Here is an 18,051-nt window from a genome sequence, read left to right as displayed (position 1 = left end):
GCGCCGGTGTGATACAGGCAACCGCTAACCTCGTCCCAATGAGTGAGGCTGTCGTCTCCCCGGTGAGCGGGGAGTCTGCCGGGGTGGAGTCGCTGCCACTGACCGGCGAACGGACCGTGCCGGGTATCGCGGAGGAGAACTACTGGTTCCGCCGACACGAGATCGTCTACGCGCGCCTGCTCGAACGCTGCGGCGGGGCAACGGTTCTGGAGGCGGGTTCCGGCGAGGGCTACGGCGCGAACATGATCGCCGACGTCGCCACCCGGGTGATCGGGCTGGACTACGACACCAGCGCGGTGGAACACGTGCGTGCGGCCTACCCCCGGGTCGAGATGATCCAGGGCAATCTCGCCGACCTGCCGCTCGACGACGCCTCGGTAGACGTGGTGGTGAACTTCCAGGTCATCGAACATCTCTGGGATCAGGGGCAATTCCTGCGTGAATGCCTGCGGGTGTTGCGTCCCGGCGGGCAGTTGCTGATCAGCACGCCGAACCGGATCACCTTCTCGCCCGGTCGCGATACGCCGTTGAACCCCTTTCACACTCGCGAACTGAACGCCGCCGAACTGGCGGAACTGCTGGAGCAGGCCGGATTCCGCGTCGACGTGATGGCCGGTGTCCATCACGGCCCGGCGCTGGTCGCCCTCGACGAACAGTGGGGCGGCTCGTTCATCGACGCGCAGATCGAACGGGCGCTGGCCGGTGAACCCTGGCCCGCCGAACTCACCGCGGCGGTGGCCGGTGTGCGCACCGGCGATTTCGAATTGCGCCCCGCACCCGGGTCGGTCGTCCCGGCGTGGGATCCGGATATCGATGCCAGCCTCGATCTGGTCGCCGTCGCGGTGAAGCCGTGAGCGATTCGCGGGCGGTGCCGGGCCGGTTCAGCCTGGTCCTGCATTCCCATCTGCCCTGGCTGTTGCATCACGGACGCTGGCCCGTGGGTGAGGAATGGCTGTATCAATCGTGGGCGGCGTCCTATCTGCCCGTCGCCCGGGTATTGAGAACCCTTGCCGCGGAAGGACGTTCGCATCTGCTCAGCTTCGGCATCACGCCGGTGCTGGCCGCGCAGCTCGACGACCCGCACGCGCTGGCGGCCATGCACCACTGGCTGGGAAACTGGCAGATGCGTGCCGACGAGGCGTCGATGGCCGGCAAGCGCGAACTGGGCGGCTACGAACATGCACTGGCCGCCGAGGCGCTCGCCGATTTCGAACAGCGGTGGCGGCACGGCGGTTCGCCGGTGTGGCGGGAGCTGATCGAGGCCGAGGCGATCGAACTGCTGGGCGGTCCGCTCGCGCATCCGTTCCAGCCACTGCTGGATGCACGCCTGCGCGACTTCCAGTTGCGCGAAGGTCTGGCCGATGCACGGCATCGCTGGGGGCGCACCCCGGCGGGGATCTGGGCGCCCGAATGTGGCTTCACCCCGGGGATGGAACAGGGCTATGCCGCGGCGGGTGTGACGCATTTCATGGTCGACGGTCCGGCGCTGCGCGGCGACACCACCCTGGGCCGGCCCGTGTGGGACAGCGATGTGGTCGCGTTCGGGCGGGATCTGCAGGTCAGCTATCGGGTGTGGTCGCCGAAATCGGGCTACCCGGGCCAGGCTCACTACCGCGACTTCCACCACTACGACCACGAGACCGGTCTCAAACCGGCCCGCGTCACCGGCAAGCAGGTCGCCGGTCCGGACAAGGCGCCCTATGATCCCGCGGCCGCCGCGGCGGCGATCGAACGCGATGTCGCCGATTTCGTGGCGACCGTGCGCGAGCGGCTGATCACCGAATCCGAGCGGATCGGCCGGCCGGCGCTGGTGGTCGCGGCCTTCGACACCGAACTGTTCGGCCACTGGTGGCACGAGGGTCCGCAGTGGCTGGAACAGGTGTTGCGCGCCCTGCCCGAGGCAGGCGTCACCGTCGGCACCCTGGCCGATGCCCGGGCGGACGGATTCGTCGGCGCACCGGTCGAGCTGGCCGACTCGTCGTGGGGGTCGGGGAAGGACTGGCGGGTGTGGGCCGGCGATCAGGTCCGCGACCTGGTCGACCTCAATGCCGAGATCGTGCGCGCGGCCCTGGACACGCTGGACAAGATGGCCGCGCAGTCCGACGGTCTGCGTGATCCGGTCGCCGATCAGCTGCTGCGCGAGGCGATTCTGGCCGTGTCCAGCGACTGGGCGTTCATGGTCAGCAAGGACTCCGCGGCCGGATACGCCCGCGATCGCGCGCATCAGCACGCGCACGCCGTCCGCGAGATCGCCGCGGCCGTCACCGCGGGCCAACTCGCCAAAGCACGGCAGTTGGCGGCAGGATGGTACGCGGCCGACGGATTCTTCCCCGCTCTCGACGCGCGACGACTCGACGCACGCGGTACGGACATCCCCGCAGTCGGTCACGGCTCGGCGGGAGCAACAGAAGGACCGGCATGAAGATCTTGATGGTGTCGTGGGAGTACCCACCGGTAGTTGTCGGTGGGCTCGGCCGGCACGTCCATCATCTGGCCGTCGAACTGGCGGCCGCCGGTCACGAGGTCGTCGTTCTCGCGCGCCGGCCGATGGGCACCGATGCCACGACGCATCCCACCCACACCTTCATCGAGGAACGGGTGCTGGTGGTCGCGGTCGCCGAGGATCCGCCCGCCTTCGACTTCGGCGAGGATATGCTCGCCTGGACGTTGGCCATGGGGCACGCGATGGTCCGCGCCGGTATCGCACTGAGCAAACCGGGTATCGCCGAGGGCTGGACGCCGGATGTGGTGCACGCCCACGACTGGCTGGTCGCGCATTCGGCCATCGCCCTGGCCGAGTACTACGACGTGCCGCTCGTCTCCACCATCCACGCCACCGAGGCGGGCCGGCACAGCGGCTGGGTCTCGGGCCGCGTCAACAAGCAGGTCCATTCGGTCGAATGGTGGCTGGCTCGCGAATCCGACGCTCTCATCACCTGTTCGGCCTCGATGCAGGACGAGGTGGAGAAGCTCTACGGTCCCGAACTGGTGCCGGTGACGGTGATCCGCAACGGAATCGACGTGGGGGCGTGGACGTTTCGCGATCGGGCGCCGCGGTCGGGTCCGCCGCGACTGCTGTATGTGGGCCGGCTCGAATACGAGAAGGGCGTCCAGGACGCCATCGCCGCGCTGCCGCGGATCCGGCGCGCGCATCCGGGCGCCACGCTGACCATCGCGGGTGTGGGCACGCAGTTCGAATGGTTGCGCGAGCGCGCGCGAGTCCATCGGGTGGCCCGCGCGGTGAATTTCGCCGGCCGCCTGGACCACGCGGAACTGCTGGGCTGGCTGCACGGCGCCGACGCGATCGTGCTGCCCAGTCGCTACGAGCCGTTCGGCATCGTCGCCCTGGAGGCCGCGGCGGCCGGAACGCCGCTGGTGACCTCCACCGCGGGCGGCCTCGGTGAGCTGGTGATCGACGGCGTCACCGGGGCCTCGTTCGAACCGGCGGACGTGACCGGACTGGTCGAGGCGGTGACGGCCGTCCTCGACGATCCGATCGCGGCGCAGCAGCGCGCCTACGCGGCCCACGATCGGCTGACCGCCGATTTCGCCTGGGATGTGGTGGCGGCGGAGACGATTCAGGTCTACCAGGCCGCCAAGCGCCGGGTCCGCAACCCGCTGGGCCGCCCGGTGATCACCGAACGCCCACTGCCGGAACGGGATCCGAACAACCCGTTGTGATCGGCCGGGGCGCGGCGGCGGCCGCCGGGCGGCGGGGGCAGAATTTTCCTATGGCTGTTCCGACGACTCGACTGCTAGTGCTGGCCCTGGTGCGGCTGCTGCAACCCGTGCACGGCTACGACGTGCGGCGTGAGCTGCTGTCCTGGCATGCCGACGAATGGGCCAACGTCAAACCCGGCTCGGTCTACGGTGCGCTGAACACTCTGCAACGCGACGGACTCATCACCGTCGAGGGCGTCGGCCAGGACGGCGCGCGACCGGAACGGACCTCGTATCGGCTGACGTCCGAGGGGGAGAAGGTGCTCGCCGATCTGATCCGGGAGGGTTTGTGGTCGGCCGAGCAGCCGAAACATCCGTATCACGCGGCGGTGGCGTTGTTCCCGTTCGCGCCGCGCGGCGATGTGATCGCGGCGTTGCGCAGCCGCATTCTGAAGTTCGAGGCCGATCTGGGCTACTTCGAGCGGGAGGAGCGGCGGATCCTGTCCGGCAGCGGCGATCCGACCGAAACCGAGCCGTATCACGTGGCCGACGCGATCGCGCTGGCCGCCGCCCACACCCGTGCGGACCTGGAGTGGTCGCGAAAAACCCTGCGGCGCATCGAGAACGGCGAACTCGACGTCTGGTCCGCGGCACCGTACACCCTCTTCGACCATCCGCAACAGGACGCCGGAGCCGCAATTGATCAAGACTGAATAGTAAAGCTTGACTATTTGGGTCGTCGTTCCTACCGTGAGCGGTATGGAAACGACGGCTACCGTTCGTGACCGCACCCGCACCTCGGCGATCCGACTGCGGGGGCTGGCACGGACGTTCACGACGAAATCAGGACCGGTGCAGGCCGTGAACGGCTTGGACTTCGAGGTCCGCGAGGGCGAGATCGTGGGACTGCTGGGTCCCAACGGCGCCGGTAAGACCACCACCCTGCGGATGATCGCGACGCTGCTCGCGCCGACCGCGGGCCAGGCGCAGATCGCCGACGCCGATCTGCGCCGAGCCCCGCGTGAGGTGCGCGCCCGCATCGGGTACGTCGCCCAGGGCGGTATGACCAACGACGAGGAGTTGGTGATCGACCAATTGGTCCTGCAGGCAAGGCTTTTCGGGCTGAGCAAGGCGCAGGCCACGCAGAGCGCCGAACATCTGCTGCGGACGCTGGAATTGGACGGACTCGGCCGTCGCCGCTGCCGCGAACTGTCCGGCGGGCAGCGCCGCCGCGTCGATATCGCACTCGGCCTGGTACATCGGCCGCGGCTGGTCTACCTGGACGAACCGACCACCGGACTGGACCCGCAGAGCCGCGCGAACCTCTGGGACCACGTGCGGCGGTTGCGGTCCGAGGGCACGACGATCGTGCTCACCACGCATTATCTGGAGGAAGCCGACGCGCTGTGCGACCGGATCCTGGTCATGGATCACGGCGGCATCGTCGCCTCCGGTACCCCGGACGAGCTGAAACAGCGGATCTCCGGCGATGTGATCAGCCTCGACATCGCCGAGGCGCAAGCCGATCTCGCGATCGAGATCGCCGATTCGGTGCTGGAGTTGCGCTCCAAACTGCGTGCCGACGGACTGGTGCATCTGACGGTGGCGCGCGGCGATGCCGCCGTCGTGCCGCTGCTGCGCGCACTGGACGAGCACGGCATCGTGCCCGGTGCGCTGACCGTGAAACGACCGAGCCTCGACGACGTCTTCCTCACCGTCACCGGGCGTTCGCTGCGGGAGGGACGATGAGTTTTCTGCGGGAGACCGGGCTGGTGTTCTGGTCGCAACTGCGCACCCAGCTGCGCAATCCGGTGTGGGTGATCATCGGATTGAGTCAGCCGGTGTTGTACCTGGTGCTGTTCGGTCCGCTGGTGAAGGCGATCGCACCCGCGCTGGGTGCCGACACCGATCCCTGGAAGGTGCTGACGCCGGCATTGGTGATTCAGGTCGGGCTGTTCGGCTCCATGTTCGCGGGGTTCGCGATGGTGCAGGAACTGCGGGCCGGCGTGATCGAACGCCAGCGCGTCACCCCGGCCAACCGGGGCGCACTGCTGGTGGGCCGGGTGCTCAAGGACATGGTCGTGCTGATCGTGCAGGCACTGGTCCTGGTCGCGGTCGCGATGGCGGCGTTCTCGTTGCGCCCCAACGTTTTCGGTCTGATCGCCTCGGTACTGCTGATTTCGGTGATGGCGGCCGGGCTGGCCTCGGGCTCCTATGCGCTGGCACTGTGGGCGCGTTCGGAGGACACGCTGGCATCGGTGCTGAACAGTGTCTCGGTGCCCCTGATGCTGCTGTCGGGCATTCTGCTGCCGATGAGCCTGGCGCCGCACTGGCTGCGGATCATCGCCGACGTCAATCCGTTCCAGCACACCGTCGAGGCCGCGCGGGCACTGTTCCGCGGTGATTTCGGGGTCACCGAGGTCTATCTGGGTACCGGTCTGACGGTGGCGGTCGCCGTCCTGCTGATGGTGGTCGGCGCTCGCAGCTTCGCGCGCGAGAACGCCTGAGCCGCTGCTCACCGCCGCCGCGCCGGTGCTCCGGTGCGGCGGTTTCGGGCGCGTGGGCCAACTCGGGGGAACGACGCAGTGAACGTTCGGTGTGACGGGGATCTCGTTCACCGGACTGGCATTCGCTCGACACTCGAACGTCGCCGCCTCGCCGAATCGGACTGGCTTCATCGACATCATGACGCCATCGTCCGTGCTGAACCCGACCCGCACGACAGGCCCAGGGGTGGCGGCGCCACAGTACTCCCTGGTTGTGTCCTCCGATCTCGACCATCGCCGCGCCGCGCAGCGGCTGCGCTACCGGGTGTTCGCCGGCGAACCCGGATTCGACATTCCCTTCAGTGCCGAGGGCCTGGACGCCGACCGGTTCGACGAGCACTGCGACCATCTGCTGGTCCGCGACGAGGCGTCCGGCGACTTCGTCGGCTGCTATCGGATGCTGCCGCCGGACAAGGTGAGCGCGGCCGGCGGGTACTACACGGCGACCGAATTCGATCTGAGCGCCATGGATCCCGAGGGGCGCCGGATCGTCGAAATGGGCCGCGCCTGTGTGGTTCCGGACCATCGCAACGGCTCGGTGCTGACGCTGATGTGGGCCGGAATCCTGCACTACATCCAGCTCACCGGCTACGACTGGGTGATGGGATGCGTCTCGGTGCCGATGCGCGACACCCCCGCCGATCCGCCCGGCGCCAACGTCGCCGCGGTGCGGGACCTGTTGCTGAGCAAGCACGCCGGCGATCCGGCCCGCCGCGTGCGCCCCTACCGCCCGGTCGTGGTCGACGGCCGCGGCCTCGACGAACTGGCCGCCCCGGCCCGGCCGAAACTTCCCCCGCTGCTGCGCGGTTACCTGCGCCTGGGCGCCGAGATCTGCGGTGAACCGGCCCACGACCCGGATTTCGGCGTCGCGGATTTCGTCGCCCTCCTGGGCCTGGAAACCATCAACACCCGCTACCTGGAACGCCTGCAGAGCGCCGCGGGAGCCATGGACGCTCGTGCGGCGGACGCCGACGCCGCGCGGGCCCGCGGTACGGGCGGAGGAGCACGATGACCGAGACAACCGATTTACGAAGCAGCGCGGACACCGTCGGCCGGACAATGGCCGACCCCGCCGGCACGGCGGAGGCGCCGTTCGATCCTCGGCCGGTGACGGAACCGCCGGCGGTCCACGCGTGGATGCCCGCGAGTCCGTGCGGCGCCGGCTGTGTGGCCGTGCCCGATACCGCGGGTGCGGTGCGGAGTGTGGTGCGGATCGCGGGTGTGCTGGGGTTGCTGGTGGCGTTTCCGATGGTCAATGTGGTGACGCCGGCTGCCCGCCGGACGGGCTTGCATCGTCGGTACGCACGGGCCGTATTGCGCTGCTGCGGAATCGCTTTGCGCGTCGTCGACGAGCGCGGTGCGGACGCAGAGGGTACCTCGTACCGCACGGGTGCGGTGCGAGGCGGCGGCGGCCCGGGTGATTCCGGGCGCGGCCTGCTGGTAGTGGCCGGGCACGTGGGATGGGCCGATGTGCTGGCGTTGGCGGCGGTCTCGCCGATGGGCTTCGTGGCCCGCGGTGATCTGGTGTCGTGGCCGGTGCTGGGGCAACTGGCCCGGCTCATGCGCGTGATCCCGATCGATCGGGAGCGGTTGCGGCAGTTGCCCGAGGTGATCGCGGCGATGTCGGCGCGGCTGGCGGCGGGGGAGCGGGTCGGCATGTTCCCCGAGGGCACCACCTGGTGCGGCCGGGCCCACGGCCGGCTGCGCCCCGCCCTGTTCCAGGCCGCGGTCGACACCGCCACGCCGGTACAGCCGATCCGGCTGCGCTATCTGGACCCCACCGGCGAGACGTCGACGGTCCCCGGCTTCGTCGGCGTGGACACCTTCATCGACTCGGCCCGCCGCGTCCTGCGCGCCAAGGGGATCGTCGCCGAACTCGTCCTGCTGCCGATCGAGGAACCGGGCAGCGACCGCCACGACCTGGCCGAGCGCTGTGATCGCGCCATCCGCGGCCGCACCGAAGTGCGTATCGACGCCCACGCGACGGCCATCGGCACCGGCCCGACCCGCGAGATCGTCGTCGCCGAAGCGGCCTCCTGACCGCAACCGGGAAGGTCGTCGCGCCGAGCCCGGCGGCCGGTGCGCTCAGTCGTGCGGGATCAGGCGGTGGGCGGTCAGGACGATATGGTCGACGCGACTGCGCAGGGCGGTGTTCTCGCCGTTCAGGCGGCGGAACTCGCGCATGAACTGCGCGGCCAGATCCCGCAGCTTGGTGTTGGTCTCCTGGGAACGCCAGCTCAGCACCCGGAACGCCTGTTCGGGGCTGATGCCGTAGGCCAGCGTCAGCGCGCCCTTGGCCTGTTCGATCACCGCGCGCGACTCGATCACCTCGGGCAGCACCTCCGACAGCGCATCGTTGCGCTCCTCGGCGATCGTCTCGGTGACGTCGACGAAATATCCACTGGCTCCGACCACCGTGCCGTCGTCGCCGGTGAGCTGTTCGCCGACGACGATGATCTCGTGGGTGTCTCCGCCGGTGTCGACGATGCGGTGCTGACCGCAGATCGGCTCGCCGGTTTTCACCGAGACCGCGATGCGCGCCGCCAGTTCCTCCCGGTCGTCCGGGTGTTTGTGCGACACGAGCAGTTCGGTGGTGGGTTCGGTATCGGCGCTCGGATACCCGTACATCTGCGCCGCCTCGTCCGACCATTCCCAGCGCTGATCGGCGAACCAGAATCGGAACCAGCCGACATGATCGCAAGGTTGTGTGCCGAGCACGCTCGTCAAGGGGTCGAGCGGCGCGACGCGCGGCGACTGTTCCGTACTCACCTTCACAGTATCCGCTGTGTTGCGGTCGGTCGTTACACCAGGTCGGACGGGATGTGACGTGCCCCGCGCGCGTTATCTGTTTGGTATGAGGGTTTCGGGGCATCTTTTCGTCGGTACACAGCACATCCAACTCGAGAGGACCGGGACAGTCGTGGTTGCGTTGCTCATGGTGATCGGCTCGGTATCACTGATCGTCATCGCGGTGCATGCGGCGGTGGTCGCGGTGTGGACGGCGAAATTGCGCCTTCGGCGCACCTCCGCCGCCCTGCGCGCGGCGGCGCCTCTCGTTGCGAAAACTGTTGTCCAGCAGCCTCTTCTCCGGCCTCGGGCCGGTGCCGACGCGACGTCCTGATCGTGGCCTGCCCCCCGGTGCGCGCAGCGTGTTCGGCCGGGGTCCGATAGGATCGGCAAGCCTCACGGTCGAAAAACGGGCCGCTGAGCAAGTCGGCGTGCGCTCGGGCCGCCACTTCGTTGATCGGAGGCAGCATTGTCGAAGCGTGCCGTCCCAGGCACGGTTGCTGTTCCCTCGTCGCGGTCCGAAGCAGCCGGTGCGCTGCGGGCCGACACCGTGCGCATTCGTCGCATCGACGGCGCTCCGCGGCCCCGCACGGTCGCGGTGACGGAACAGACCCCGCGGTTTCGCGATGTATCCAGCCGTTCCGCGGGCTACTCGTCCGAGGGTCCGAAATCCGCATCCGTTCGAGACGAGAGCCGCGGCGCCACCGCGCGCCCACCCCTCGACGGCGTCACGCCGCTGGGCACCGCGTCGCCGCTCGGGCAGACGATCCTGCTGGTCGAGGACGACCCGGGTGATGCCCTGCTGGTCGAGGAACTCGTCGCCGACGGGGCGCCCGGGGTGCGCCTGGAACATGTGCGCTCGCTCGCCGAAGCGGGGGCGTGGCTGGCCGCGGGCCTGCCCGACTGCGTGCTGCTCGATCTGAATCTGCCCGACTCCCACGGCCTGGACGCGCTCGCGCGGTTGCGGGAATACACCGATCAGGTCGCGGTCGTGGTGATGACCGGCCTGGACGAAGAACAGACCGGGCTGGCCGCGATGGCGGCCGGGGCGCAGGACTATCTGGTGAAGGGCCGGGTCGAGCCGGAGTGGTTCGGCCGAGCCGTGCGCTATGCGATTCAGCGCAAACAGGCCGAGCGCACCACCGCGGCCCTGCGCGCGAGCACCATGCGCGCCCAGGAGAACGCGCGCCTGGAACGCGGACTGCTCCCCAAACCGCTGTTGCGCGGCGCGCCGATCGTCGATGTGGTCTCCCGGTATCGTCCCGGTCGCGCGCATTCGCTGCTCGGCGGCGATTTCTACGACGTAGTCCAGGAGGCCGACGGCACGGTGCACGCGCTGATCGGCGATGTGGCCGGTCACGGCCCGGACGAGGCCGCGATCGGCGTGGGCCTGCGATTGGCTTGGCGCACACTGGTATTCAGCGGCATCACCGGACCTCGTCAGCTGCGACTGCTGGAGGAGGTACTGGTCGCCGAGCGCACCGGCCCGCAGACGTTCGCCACGCTCACCACGCTGTACGCCCCGCCCGGCCGAGGCGCCGTCGAGGTGATCCGGGCCGGTCACCCCGGCATGCTCGTGCATTCGCCGACCGGCACCGAATGGCTGGAGGTTCCGGGCGGACCGGCGCTCGGCTTCATGCCGGGCCTCGCGGACTGGCCGGTCACCGAGGTGACCGTGCCCCCCGGTACCGGGCTGGTGCTGTTCACCGACGGCCTGTTCGAGGTGCGTACCGGCACCGGTGGCTGGCTGGGCGAGGACGGTCTGCTGGCCATGGCGAAGGGGGTGTCGGTCGAACAGCCCGGACGCTATCTCGATGAACTGCTGGGGCAGGTCGAATCCGCGGCCGCCCCGGCGGGCGGACTCGACGACGATCTGGCGATCGTCTATCTGCGCTGGCACGGGGGTGAGCAGATCCGGTGAACGACGTCCGACACCGCGACGGGATCGTCGGCCGGCTCACCGCGCAGACGTGGTTTCAGCTGGTCCTCGCCCTGATGCTCGTGGTGGTGATCGCCGGTGCGATCGCCGCCGCGCAAGTGATATCCCGCACCGACGCCATCGAAGACCGGCTGCTCGATCGTGCCCAGCCCGCCGCGACCGAGGCATACCGCCTGCAGGCGGCCCTGATCAACCAGGAAACCGGCCTGCGCGGTTACGCGATCTCGGCCGACGAGCAATTCTTGCAGCCCTACAACAAGGGTGTCGCCGACCAGACGGCCGCCGCGGCACGGTTGCGTGAGGTGGCCGCCGGCCACACCACGCTGCTCGATGATCTGGACGCCGTCGAGGCGGCCGCGCAGCGCTGGCGCACCGAATACGTGCAGCCGATGATCGCGGCGGCGGGCAAGGTGTCGCCGGCCGAATCCGCCGCCATGGTCACTCGGGGCAAGGCCCTGTTCGACGAGATACGCAAGAAGTTCGCCGTGCAGAACGCGGATTCGGCGGCCGCGATCGCCCGGGACCGCCACGACCTGGACCACGCGCGCACCCTGCGCGACGGTGTGCTGATCGCGGTGGTCGTCCTCATCCTGCTCACCGGCCTGGCGCTGACCGTGCTGATCCGGCGGCTGGTCGCCCGCCCGCTCGACGATCTCACCGAAGCGTCCCGGCGGGTGTCGGCCGGCGAATTCCATCATCACATCGAGGCGCACGGACCGGCCGACCTGGCAACCGTCGCCGAAGCGGTCGAGGAGATGCGCGTGCGCATCGTCTCCGAACTGGGGTCCTCGCGGGCGCAGGAGGAGCTGCTCGCACAGCAGGCCGACGATCTGGATCGCCAGACGGTGCAGCTGCGCCGCTCGAATGCCGAGCTGGAGCAGTTCGCCTACGTCGCCTCCCACGACCTGCAGGAGCCGCTGCGCAAGGTCGCCGCGTTCTGCCAGCTGCTGGAGAAGCGCTACGGCGATCAGCTCGACGAGCGGGCCAAGCAGTACATCGATTACGCCGTCGACGGCGCCAAGCGGATGCAGCGGCTGATCAACGATCTGCTGACCTTCTCGCGCGTGGGCCGGGTGATCGAGGGCAACGAGATCGTCGCCTTGGACTCGACGTTGAATTCGGCGCTGGACAATCTGTCCGGCGCGATCGAGGAATCCGGCGCGGTGGTCGAGCGTCCGGAGCAACTGCCCGACGTGGCGGGCCAGCCGACACTGCTGACGATGTTGTGGCAGAACCTCATCGGCAATGCCGTGAAATTCCGGACCCCGGGGACCGCGCCGGTGGTGCGCATCGAGTGCGAGCCGGGCGATCACCCGGACCAATGGCGATTCTCCGTGTCCGACAACGGGATCGGCATTCCGCCGGAATTCGCGGACAAGGTCTTCGTGATCTTCCAGCGTCTGCACAACCGGGAGGATTACACCGGCACCGGCATCGGCCTGGCGCTGTGCAAGAAGATCGTCGAGTACCACGGCGGAGACCTGTGGATCGACACCGAATACACCGGTGGCGCCCGGTTCTGCTTCACGATGGCGACGCAGGCCGCCGCACCCGCATCCACCGAACTCGTATCCGAAGGAGCCGACGCATGACCGCACCGGTGAGCCAGCCCATCGACATCCTGCTCGTGGAGGACGACCCCGGCGACGAGCTGATGACCCGGGAGGCGTTCGAGGACAACAAGATCGGCAATACACTGCACGTCGCCCGCGACGGCCAGGAGGCGCTCGACTTCCTGTACCGGCAGGGGGAATTCGCGCAGGCGCCGCGGCCCGATCTGATCCTGCTCGATCTGAACCTGCCGAAATACGACGGCCGCCAGGTTCTGGAAAAGATCAAATCCGATCCGGACCTCAGCCATATCCCGGTGGTGGTGCTCACCACGTCGGCGGCCGAGGAGGACATTCTGCGCAGTTATCGGCTGCACGCGAACGCCTATGTGACCAAACCGGTCGACCTGGATCAATTCATCGCCGCGATCAAGCACATCGACGAATTCTTCGTTCAGGTCGTCCGGTTGCCACGTCAGCGATGAAGCCGGCGAGAAACGCGCCCGGCGGGCGCCGGATCAGGCCGAGGTGGTCTGCTCCGGCGCGGCCAGCGCGTCCGCGACGGTCGGGAACAGCCGCAGCAACGCGTCCAGCGCGGTCACCTCGATCGGGCGCCGCACCGCGGGCGACGCGACCACCCGCAGGCCTCCCGTCGCGGTGGACTGCGAGGTGGCGAGCAGCACGCTCAGCCCGGCCGATCCGAGGAATCCGACCTCGGTCATGTCCAGCACCACGGCGGTGGGCTCGGCCTGTAGCGCCCGGTCGAGGGCCGATTGCAGCTCCGGCGCGGAGTTCATGTCCACCTCACCGGCCACGGTCACGACCACGGCCGAACCTTCCGTGCGCTGCTCGGTGCGCAGCAGTGGGGACACCCGTTCGCCGCTCATCGGGCCGACCCCAGCGCGAGGCGATTCGTACCGCATTTCGCCACTTCGATACCTCCGGCGTATTCCGATCTGCGCCGCTGTCCGCGGCGTGGCGACGATTCGCCGCTGACCAACATACCCGTTCCGGCGCGATCCGAACGGGGGCCTTCACCGCGATCGGAGGGCGCCGGGCGGGCGCTCGCGTACGCTGTGAAATCGTTTCGCGGCACGATATTTGGGAGCAACGAATGGGCATGGTCGAGAAAGTGTCCCCGGACGCGGGGACCACTGCGGTCGGATTCCAGGTGCCGGCCGACGCGGCGCAATTGATGATGGTCCGGGCATTGACCGAAACCGTCGCTCTGGTCGCCGATTTCGGTATCGACGAGGCCACCGATATCCGTCTGGCCGTCGACGAGGTGGTCAGCGCGCTGATCGTGGACGCGGCCGCCGAATCGGTGATCGATTGCACATTCAGCGCGACCGATACCACCATGGACGTGCGCGTCGCCGCCGTCACCACGACCGCGGGCGGCCCGGACACCAACAGCTTCGGCTGGCATATCGTCTCGACGCTGACCCAGTGGGTGAAGACCGAGAGTTCGGACTACGACGCGTCCGTGGGCGGGCACCCGACCGTCGTCGAGTTCCGCTGGGCACGTGGCGGAACCGATGTCGACTGAGAACGGGTCGGGTACCGCCCGCCATCCCGACGGCTACGACGACGTCGCACCGCTGTTCGTCGAGCTCGCCGCCCTGCCGGAGGACGATCCGGAGCACGACCGGCTGCGCGAACGAATCATCAACCGGTGTCTGCCGCTCGCCGAGCACATCGCACGCAAGTTCAGCGGGCGCGGCGAGAACTTCGAGGATCTTCTGCAGATCGCCCGGGTCGGCCTGGTCGCGGCCGTCGACCGGTTCGATCCCACGCAGGGCTCGCCGTTCCTCGCCTTCGCGGTGCCGACGGTGATGGGCGAGGTGCGCCGCCACTTCCGCGATCACACCTGGGCCCTGCGCGTGCCCCGGCGGATCAAGGAGATCCAGACCGCGCTGGGACCGACGGTGGAGACGCTGTCGCAACAACTGGGCCGCATGCCGCGGGCGCGCGAGATCGCCGAGGAGATGGACGCCGATCTGGGCGAGGTGACGCAGGCGCTGATCGCCCGCAACGCCTATCAGACCCAATCGCTGGACACGCCGACCTCGGAGGACGACAGCCGTTCCAATGCGATTCTCGACACGCTGGGCGACGTGGATCCGACGTACGGTGCGATCGATGACACTCTGACCGTGAAGCCGCTCATCGATGCTCTGCCGGAGAAGGAGCGGTACGTGCTGACCATGCGTTTCTTCGGCGGAATGACGCAGGAGCAGATCGCGCGGGAACTCGGCTGTTCCCAGATGCAGGTGTCGCGGATCCTGACCAGAACGCTCAAACAGCTGCGCGAGAAGGCGCTGCGCGACTGAATGTAGGCGCACGGCGCCGCATGGCGCCCGGGAAAGGGGGTATCGCGGATGCCGAGGAGATCATCGAGTGGAGATCATCGGTTGCGATCGGAATGAGGACATGAGCGGATTTCCAGATCCCCCGGGCGACCCCGCCCCAGGGCCCGCGATACGCGAGCCGCACCCGCTACGGGTGGCCCCCTTCGAGGCGAATTTCCCGTCGCAGGCCGACCGGATCGCCGAGGTGCGCCACGATCTGCGGGCCTGGCTCGAGCGCGGGGGAATCGGCTCGGAACAGATCTACGACCTGTTGCTGGCGGTGGACGAGGCGTGCACGAATGCCGTGGAGCACGGCTACCGCGAGGGCGCCGGCATGGTGGGGCTGCGCGGGGAGATCAGCGGGTCGGACCTGTACCTGACCATCGTCGACCACGGCAGCTGGGAACCCCGTGCCGAGGTCCCGGATCCGGTGCGCGGGCGGGGACTGGCGATCATGCGCGCGCTGGTGCGCGACGTCGAGATCACCACCGGCGCCGACGGCACGCGCGTCGCGATGCATACCGAAATCGTCTCGGCGCCAACGGGTTCCGAGTCGACCGCGGGGCTCGACCGGGGATAGCCCGTTAATTCGCCCGCAGAGCGGGTATGCGGTAGGCAGAAGGCGGGCGAGGCGAGCGCCGCGGCGGGATTTTTCGGGCCTCCACCGGGGTTGTACCGGTGCGAGACTTGGGGCGGGGACCCGATTCGAAGGAGGAAGCGTGACCGACACGCGCACGGCGATTCTGGCAGGCGGATGCTTCTGGGGTATGGAGGAGCTGATCCGCAAGCAGCCGGGTGTGATTTCCACGCGCGTCGGATACACCGGCGGGCGCAACGATCACCCCACCTACCGCAATCATCCGGGGCATGCCGAGGCCGTGGAGATCGTCTACGACCCCGCGCGCACCGATTACCGGGCCCTGCTCGAGTTCTTCTTCCAGATCCACGATCCGTCGACGAAGGATCGCCAGGGCAACGACGTCGGCAGCAGCTATCGGTCCGCGATCTTCTATCTCGACGACGAGCAGAAGGCGGTCGCGCTGGACACGATCGCCGACGTGGACGCCTCCGGGCTGTGGCCGGGCAAGGTGGTCACCGAGGTGACCCCGGCGTCCGATTTCTGGGAGGCCGAACCGGAGCACCAGGACTACCTGCAGCGTTATCCGAACGGCTACACCTGCCACTTCCCCCGGCCGGGCTGGAAACTGCCCAAGCGCGCCGCGACCCCGCAGTAGGCCGGCATGTCGGACCGCACTCGTCGCGCACGCATCGGCAATCCGCTGTCGGCCCTGGGACGGGCGATCGCGCGCATCCCGTGGGTGATGCGCACCGGCCCGGTCGTCATCGTGCTGGAGCGCGTCATCCGCCGGCTCACCGGCGGCCGGCACGGCGTGCTCGACCTGGCGGGCCTGCCGTCGATGGAGCTGACGGTGCGCGGACGTAAATCCGGGTTGCCGCGGACGGTGTCGCTGCTGTACGTACCGGACGGGCCCGAGCGGTATCTGCTGATCGGGTCCAACTGGGGGCGGCCGGAACATCCGTCCTGGTCGGCGAATCTGGCCGCCGCCTCCGACGCCGAAATCCACAGTGGCGGTAGGCGAATCAAGGTCCGGGTCCGGCAGCTGAGCGGAGCCGAGCGTGCGGACGCCTGGGCCCGCGCGGTGGCCTATTGGCCCGGATACACCATGGAACAGCGCCTGGCGGGCACGCGCCGGTTCCGGCTGTTCGAATTGACGCCCATCTGAGCCGAGTTCGACGGTGCGCACCGGCCGGTTTCGCTCCCGCGGCGAGCCGGCCTGCTGGACAATGGGGCCGAGCCGACGATGTGCGGCCCGGCCCCAGGCGCCGCCGGAACGCACGGTGCGGACCGAGCGGCGACGGGTGAGATGCGGATGCGATCAGGACAGGACAGTGCTCTGCTGCGGCGACGCGCGGCACTGGAACGGCAGTGGGCGCGCTGGATTCCGAGCCCGCGCGAAGCGGCCGAATCCGATGCGGCGCAACCCCGGGCCGAGGTGGCGCAGTCCTGGGTACGGTCCCGGGCGTTCGTCGACCCCGCCACCGACTGCGCGCCCGCGGTAGCGGGCGACATCGCGTCGACATGGGCCGATTCGCCGCTGCGCGGTCCCATCGCCGAACTCTCCGATCAGCTGCACAGCATCACCCACGACGCCGGATTCGTCGCCGCCGTCACCGACGAAGCGGGGACCATTCTGTGGTCCGACGGTGGTCAGGTGATGCGACGGCGCGCCGAGCGGGTCGGCTTCACCCCCGGTGGTCGCTGGGACGAGAACCACATGGGCACCAACGCGCTGTCGCTGGCATTGCACACCGGCCGCCCCAGCAGTGTGTTCTCCGCCGAACATCTGGTCGAGGCGTTGCACGGCTGGGTCTGCTACTGCGCGCCGATCCGGGGCGCCGACGGCCGGCAGCTCGGCGTGCTGGATCTGTCCACCACCTGGGATCGTTCGCATCCGCTGGCCATGTCGACGGTGTTGTCGCTCACCGCGGCGGTGGAGGCGAAACTACAAGGCGGCGTGACGAATACGGCCGCGGGGGTGCGTCTGGAATGTCTCGGCGCCGCCGTGCTGACCAGGGGTGGGCGGCCGCTGCGACTCCGCCGACGGCTGCTCGAGATCCTCACCCTGCTCGCCCTCGAACCCGACGGCTACACACCGGAACGGTTGCAGCTGGCCGTCTACGGCGACCGGCCCACCGGTTCCAGCACGCTCAAGGCCGACGTCTCGCATCTGCGCCGCGCCACCGGCGGTGATATCAGCAATCGTGTCTATCGGCTGACCACACCGGTCTCCTGCGATGTCACCGATATGCTCGCCGCCCTGGCCACCGGGGACACCGCGACCGCCGTGCGGCTGTATCGCGGCCCGCTGCTGCCGGGCTCGCAGACACCGGGCATCGTCGAATGGCGCGAACACCTCGAGGTGGGCATCCGCACCGCGGTCCTGTCGGCCGGCGAGGCCGAATACGCCCTGGACTACGGCGCGAAAGCGCCCGGTGACATCGAGATCCACGAACACGCGCTGCGGCTGCTGCCCGCCCGCGACGCGCGTCGCGCGGTGGCCGCCGCGCGGTTGCACAGCGCACTGCGTAGCTGATCGGTACCGCGTAGCTGATCGGTACCGCGTAGCTGACCGCGACGCGCCCGCCGCATTCAACCTTGTGCCAACCCTCGCGGCCCATAGTGGTCCACATCACGG

At 68.9% G+C, this 18,051-nt stretch carries 20 protein-coding genes; 18 read left to right on the top strand and 2 right to left on the bottom strand.

Features of this window, described 5'->3' with window-relative positions; all coding sequences use genetic code 11:
• Positions 1-38 precede the first annotated feature (38 nt).
• From NMI01S_RS21110 to NMI01S_RS21075, 8 genes are all read left to right on the top strand, one after another.
• Positions 39-854: a class I SAM-dependent methyltransferase gene (locus tag NMI01S_RS21110; RefSeq protein ID WP_062999643.1), complete on the top strand. Its 816-nt coding sequence runs from the start codon at positions 39-41 to the stop codon at positions 852-854.
• Positions 851-2,422 carry a 1,4-alpha-glucan branching protein domain-containing protein gene (locus NMI01S_RS21105; protein WP_062999641.1) on the top strand — a complete coding sequence of 524 codons (1,572 nt, stop codon included), beginning with the start codon at positions 851-853 and terminating at the stop codon, positions 2,420-2,422. The genes NMI01S_RS21110 and NMI01S_RS21105 overlap by 4 nt, the downstream gene beginning before the upstream one ends.
• Complete coding sequence (locus tag NMI01S_RS21100; protein WP_036504044.1) at positions 2,419-3,681, top strand: glycosyltransferase family 4 protein; 1,263 nt, start codon at positions 2,419-2,421, stop codon at positions 3,679-3,681. The genes NMI01S_RS21105 and NMI01S_RS21100 overlap by 4 nt, the downstream gene beginning before the upstream one ends.
• Before the next feature lie 50 nt (positions 3,682-3,731).
• A complete protein-coding gene (locus tag NMI01S_RS21095) occupies positions 3,732-4,373 on the top strand; it encodes a PadR family transcriptional regulator (RefSeq protein WP_157126285.1) in 642 nt (213 codons plus the stop codon).
• Between the two features lie 46 nt (positions 4,374-4,419).
• Complete coding sequence (locus tag NMI01S_RS21090) at positions 4,420-5,409, top strand: ABC transporter ATP-binding protein (protein ID WP_062999638.1); 990 nt, start codon at positions 4,420-4,422, stop codon at positions 5,407-5,409.
• Positions 5,406-6,167, top strand: a complete 762-nt coding sequence (locus NMI01S_RS21085) for an ABC transporter permease (RefSeq protein WP_062999637.1) — start codon at positions 5,406-5,408, stop codon at positions 6,165-6,167. Before NMI01S_RS21090 ends, NMI01S_RS21085 begins: the two co-directional genes overlap by 4 nt.
• A gap of 178 nt (positions 6,168-6,345) precedes the next feature.
• Complete coding sequence (locus NMI01S_RS21080; RefSeq protein ID WP_062999977.1) at positions 6,346-7,218, top strand: GNAT family N-acetyltransferase; 873 nt, start codon at positions 6,346-6,348, stop codon at positions 7,216-7,218.
• Complete coding sequence (locus tag NMI01S_RS21075) at positions 7,215-8,246, top strand: lysophospholipid acyltransferase family protein (protein WP_245716952.1); 1,032 nt, start codon at positions 7,215-7,217, stop codon at positions 8,244-8,246. The genes NMI01S_RS21080 and NMI01S_RS21075 overlap by 4 nt, the downstream gene beginning before the upstream one ends.
• Positions 8,247-8,291: 45 nt before the next feature.
• Here the strand turns inward: NMI01S_RS21075 and NMI01S_RS21070 are convergent, their stop codons facing one another.
• Positions 8,292-8,975, bottom strand: a complete 684-nt coding sequence (locus NMI01S_RS21070) for a PAS and ANTAR domain-containing protein (RefSeq protein WP_245716951.1) — start codon at positions 8,973-8,975, stop codon at positions 8,292-8,294.
• A gap of 151 nt (positions 8,976-9,126) precedes the next feature.
• On the opposite strand from NMI01S_RS21070, the gene NMI01S_RS21065 reads away from it, so the two are divergent.
• From NMI01S_RS21065 to NMI01S_RS21050, 4 genes are all read left to right on the top strand, one after another.
• Positions 9,127-9,327 (top strand): hypothetical protein, encoded by a 201-nt coding sequence (locus NMI01S_RS21065; RefSeq protein WP_157126284.1) that lies wholly within the window; start codon positions 9,127-9,129, stop codon positions 9,325-9,327.
• 402 nt (positions 9,328-9,729) lie between these two features.
• Complete coding sequence (locus tag NMI01S_RS21060) at positions 9,730-10,914, top strand: PP2C family protein-serine/threonine phosphatase (RefSeq protein ID WP_245716967.1); 1,185 nt, start codon at positions 9,730-9,732, stop codon at positions 10,912-10,914.
• Between the two features lie 74 nt (positions 10,915-10,988).
• A complete protein-coding gene (locus NMI01S_RS21055) occupies positions 10,989-12,524 on the top strand; it encodes a sensor histidine kinase (protein WP_062999968.1) in 1,536 nt (511 codons plus the stop codon).
• Positions 12,521-12,967: a response regulator gene (locus NMI01S_RS21050; protein WP_036504039.1), complete on the top strand. Its 447-nt coding sequence runs from the start codon at positions 12,521-12,523 to the stop codon at positions 12,965-12,967. Before NMI01S_RS21055 ends, NMI01S_RS21050 begins: the two co-directional genes overlap by 4 nt.
• A gap of 33 nt (positions 12,968-13,000) precedes the next feature.
• Here the strand turns inward: NMI01S_RS21050 and NMI01S_RS21045 are convergent, their stop codons facing one another.
• On the bottom strand, positions 13,001-13,369 hold the full coding sequence (locus NMI01S_RS21045; protein WP_062963217.1) for an STAS domain-containing protein: 369 nt from the start codon (positions 13,367-13,369) through the stop codon (positions 13,001-13,003).
• 233 nt (positions 13,370-13,602) lie between these two features.
• On the opposite strand from NMI01S_RS21045, the gene NMI01S_RS21040 reads away from it, so the two are divergent.
• The 6 genes from NMI01S_RS21040 to NMI01S_RS21015 all read left to right on the top strand — a co-directional run bounded on the left by NMI01S_RS21040 (position 13,603) and on the right by NMI01S_RS21015 (position 17,949).
• On the top strand, positions 13,603-14,031 hold the full coding sequence (locus tag NMI01S_RS21040) for an ATP-binding protein (protein WP_062999966.1): 429 nt from the start codon (positions 13,603-13,605) through the stop codon (positions 14,029-14,031).
• Positions 14,021-14,815 carry a SigB/SigF/SigG family RNA polymerase sigma factor gene (locus tag NMI01S_RS21035; protein WP_062999964.1) on the top strand — a complete coding sequence of 265 codons (795 nt, stop codon included), beginning with the start codon at positions 14,021-14,023 and terminating at the stop codon, positions 14,813-14,815. Before NMI01S_RS21040 ends, NMI01S_RS21035 begins: the two co-directional genes overlap by 11 nt.
• Before the next feature lie 100 nt (positions 14,816-14,915).
• Complete coding sequence (locus tag NMI01S_RS21030) at positions 14,916-15,413, top strand: ATP-binding protein (RefSeq protein ID WP_157126283.1); 498 nt, start codon at positions 14,916-14,918, stop codon at positions 15,411-15,413.
• A 187-nt stretch (positions 15,414-15,600) separates the two neighbouring features.
• A complete protein-coding gene (gene msrA / locus NMI01S_RS21025; protein ID WP_255535590.1) occupies positions 15,601-16,068 on the top strand; it encodes a peptide-methionine (S)-S-oxide reductase MsrA in 468 nt (155 codons plus the stop codon).
• Between the two features lie 6 nt (positions 16,069-16,074).
• Positions 16,075-16,578, top strand: a complete 504-nt coding sequence (locus NMI01S_RS21020; protein ID WP_063920798.1) for a nitroreductase family deazaflavin-dependent oxidoreductase — start codon at positions 16,075-16,077, stop codon at positions 16,576-16,578.
• Between the two features lie 147 nt (positions 16,579-16,725).
• Positions 16,726-17,949: a transcriptional regulator gene (locus tag NMI01S_RS21015; protein ID WP_157126282.1), complete on the top strand. Its 1,224-nt coding sequence runs from the start codon at positions 16,726-16,728 to the stop codon at positions 17,947-17,949.
• The last annotated feature ends 102 nt before the right edge of the window (positions 17,950-18,051 follow it).

It is taken from the genome of Nocardia mikamii NBRC 108933 (assembly GCF_001613505.1).
GTDB classification, from domain to species: domain Bacteria; phylum Actinomycetota; class Actinomycetes; order Mycobacteriales; family Mycobacteriaceae; genus Nocardia; species Nocardia mikamii.
This window is presented reverse-complemented; position numbering and strand designations above follow the sequence as displayed.

Bases quoted from the DNA above. Each gene is read 5' to 3' on its own strand.
- NMI01S_RS21110 (WP_062999643.1), top strand. From the start codon at position 39: ATGAGTGAGGCTGTCGTCTCCCCGGTGAGCGGGGAGTCTGCCGGGGTG.
- NMI01S_RS21100 (WP_036504044.1), top strand. From the start codon at position 2,419: ATGAAGATCTTGATGGTGTCGTGGGAGTACCCACCGGTAGTTGTCGGT.
- NMI01S_RS21095 (WP_157126285.1), top strand. From the start codon at position 3,732: ATGGCTGTTCCGACGACTCGACTGCTAGTGCTGGCCCTGGTGCGGCTG.
- NMI01S_RS21090 (WP_062999638.1), top strand. From the start codon at position 4,420: ATGGAAACGACGGCTACCGTTCGTGACCGCACCCGCACCTCGGCGATC.
- NMI01S_RS21085 (WP_062999637.1), top strand. From the start codon at position 5,406: ATGAGTTTTCTGCGGGAGACCGGGCTGGTGTTCTGGTCGCAACTGCGC.
- NMI01S_RS21080 (WP_062999977.1), top strand. From the start codon at position 6,346: ATGACGCCATCGTCCGTGCTGAACCCGACCCGCACGACAGGCCCAGGG.
- NMI01S_RS21075 (WP_245716952.1), top strand. From the start codon at position 7,215: ATGACCGAGACAACCGATTTACGAAGCAGCGCGGACACCGTCGGCCGG.
- NMI01S_RS21055 (WP_062999968.1), top strand. From the start codon at position 10,989: ATGCTCGTGGTGGTGATCGCCGGTGCGATCGCCGCCGCGCAAGTGATA.
- NMI01S_RS21050 (WP_036504039.1), top strand. From the start codon at position 12,521: ATGACCGCACCGGTGAGCCAGCCCATCGACATCCTGCTCGTGGAGGAC.
- NMI01S_RS21045 (WP_062963217.1), bottom strand. From the start codon at position 13,369: ATGAGCGGCGAACGGGTGTCCCCACTGCTGCGCACCGAGCAGCGCACG.
- NMI01S_RS21040 (WP_062999966.1), top strand. From the start codon at position 13,603: ATGGTCGAGAAAGTGTCCCCGGACGCGGGGACCACTGCGGTCGGATTC.
- NMI01S_RS21035 (WP_062999964.1), top strand. From the start codon at position 14,021: ATGTCGACTGAGAACGGGTCGGGTACCGCCCGCCATCCCGACGGCTAC.
- NMI01S_RS21030 (WP_157126283.1), top strand. From the start codon at position 14,916: ATGAGCGGATTTCCAGATCCCCCGGGCGACCCCGCCCCAGGGCCCGCG.
- msrA (WP_255535590.1), top strand. From the start codon at position 15,601: ATGGAGGAGCTGATCCGCAAGCAGCCGGGTGTGATTTCCACGCGCGTC.
- NMI01S_RS21020 (WP_063920798.1), top strand. From the start codon at position 16,075: ATGTCGGACCGCACTCGTCGCGCACGCATCGGCAATCCGCTGTCGGCC.
- NMI01S_RS21015 (WP_157126282.1), top strand. From the start codon at position 16,726: ATGCGATCAGGACAGGACAGTGCTCTGCTGCGGCGACGCGCGGCACTG.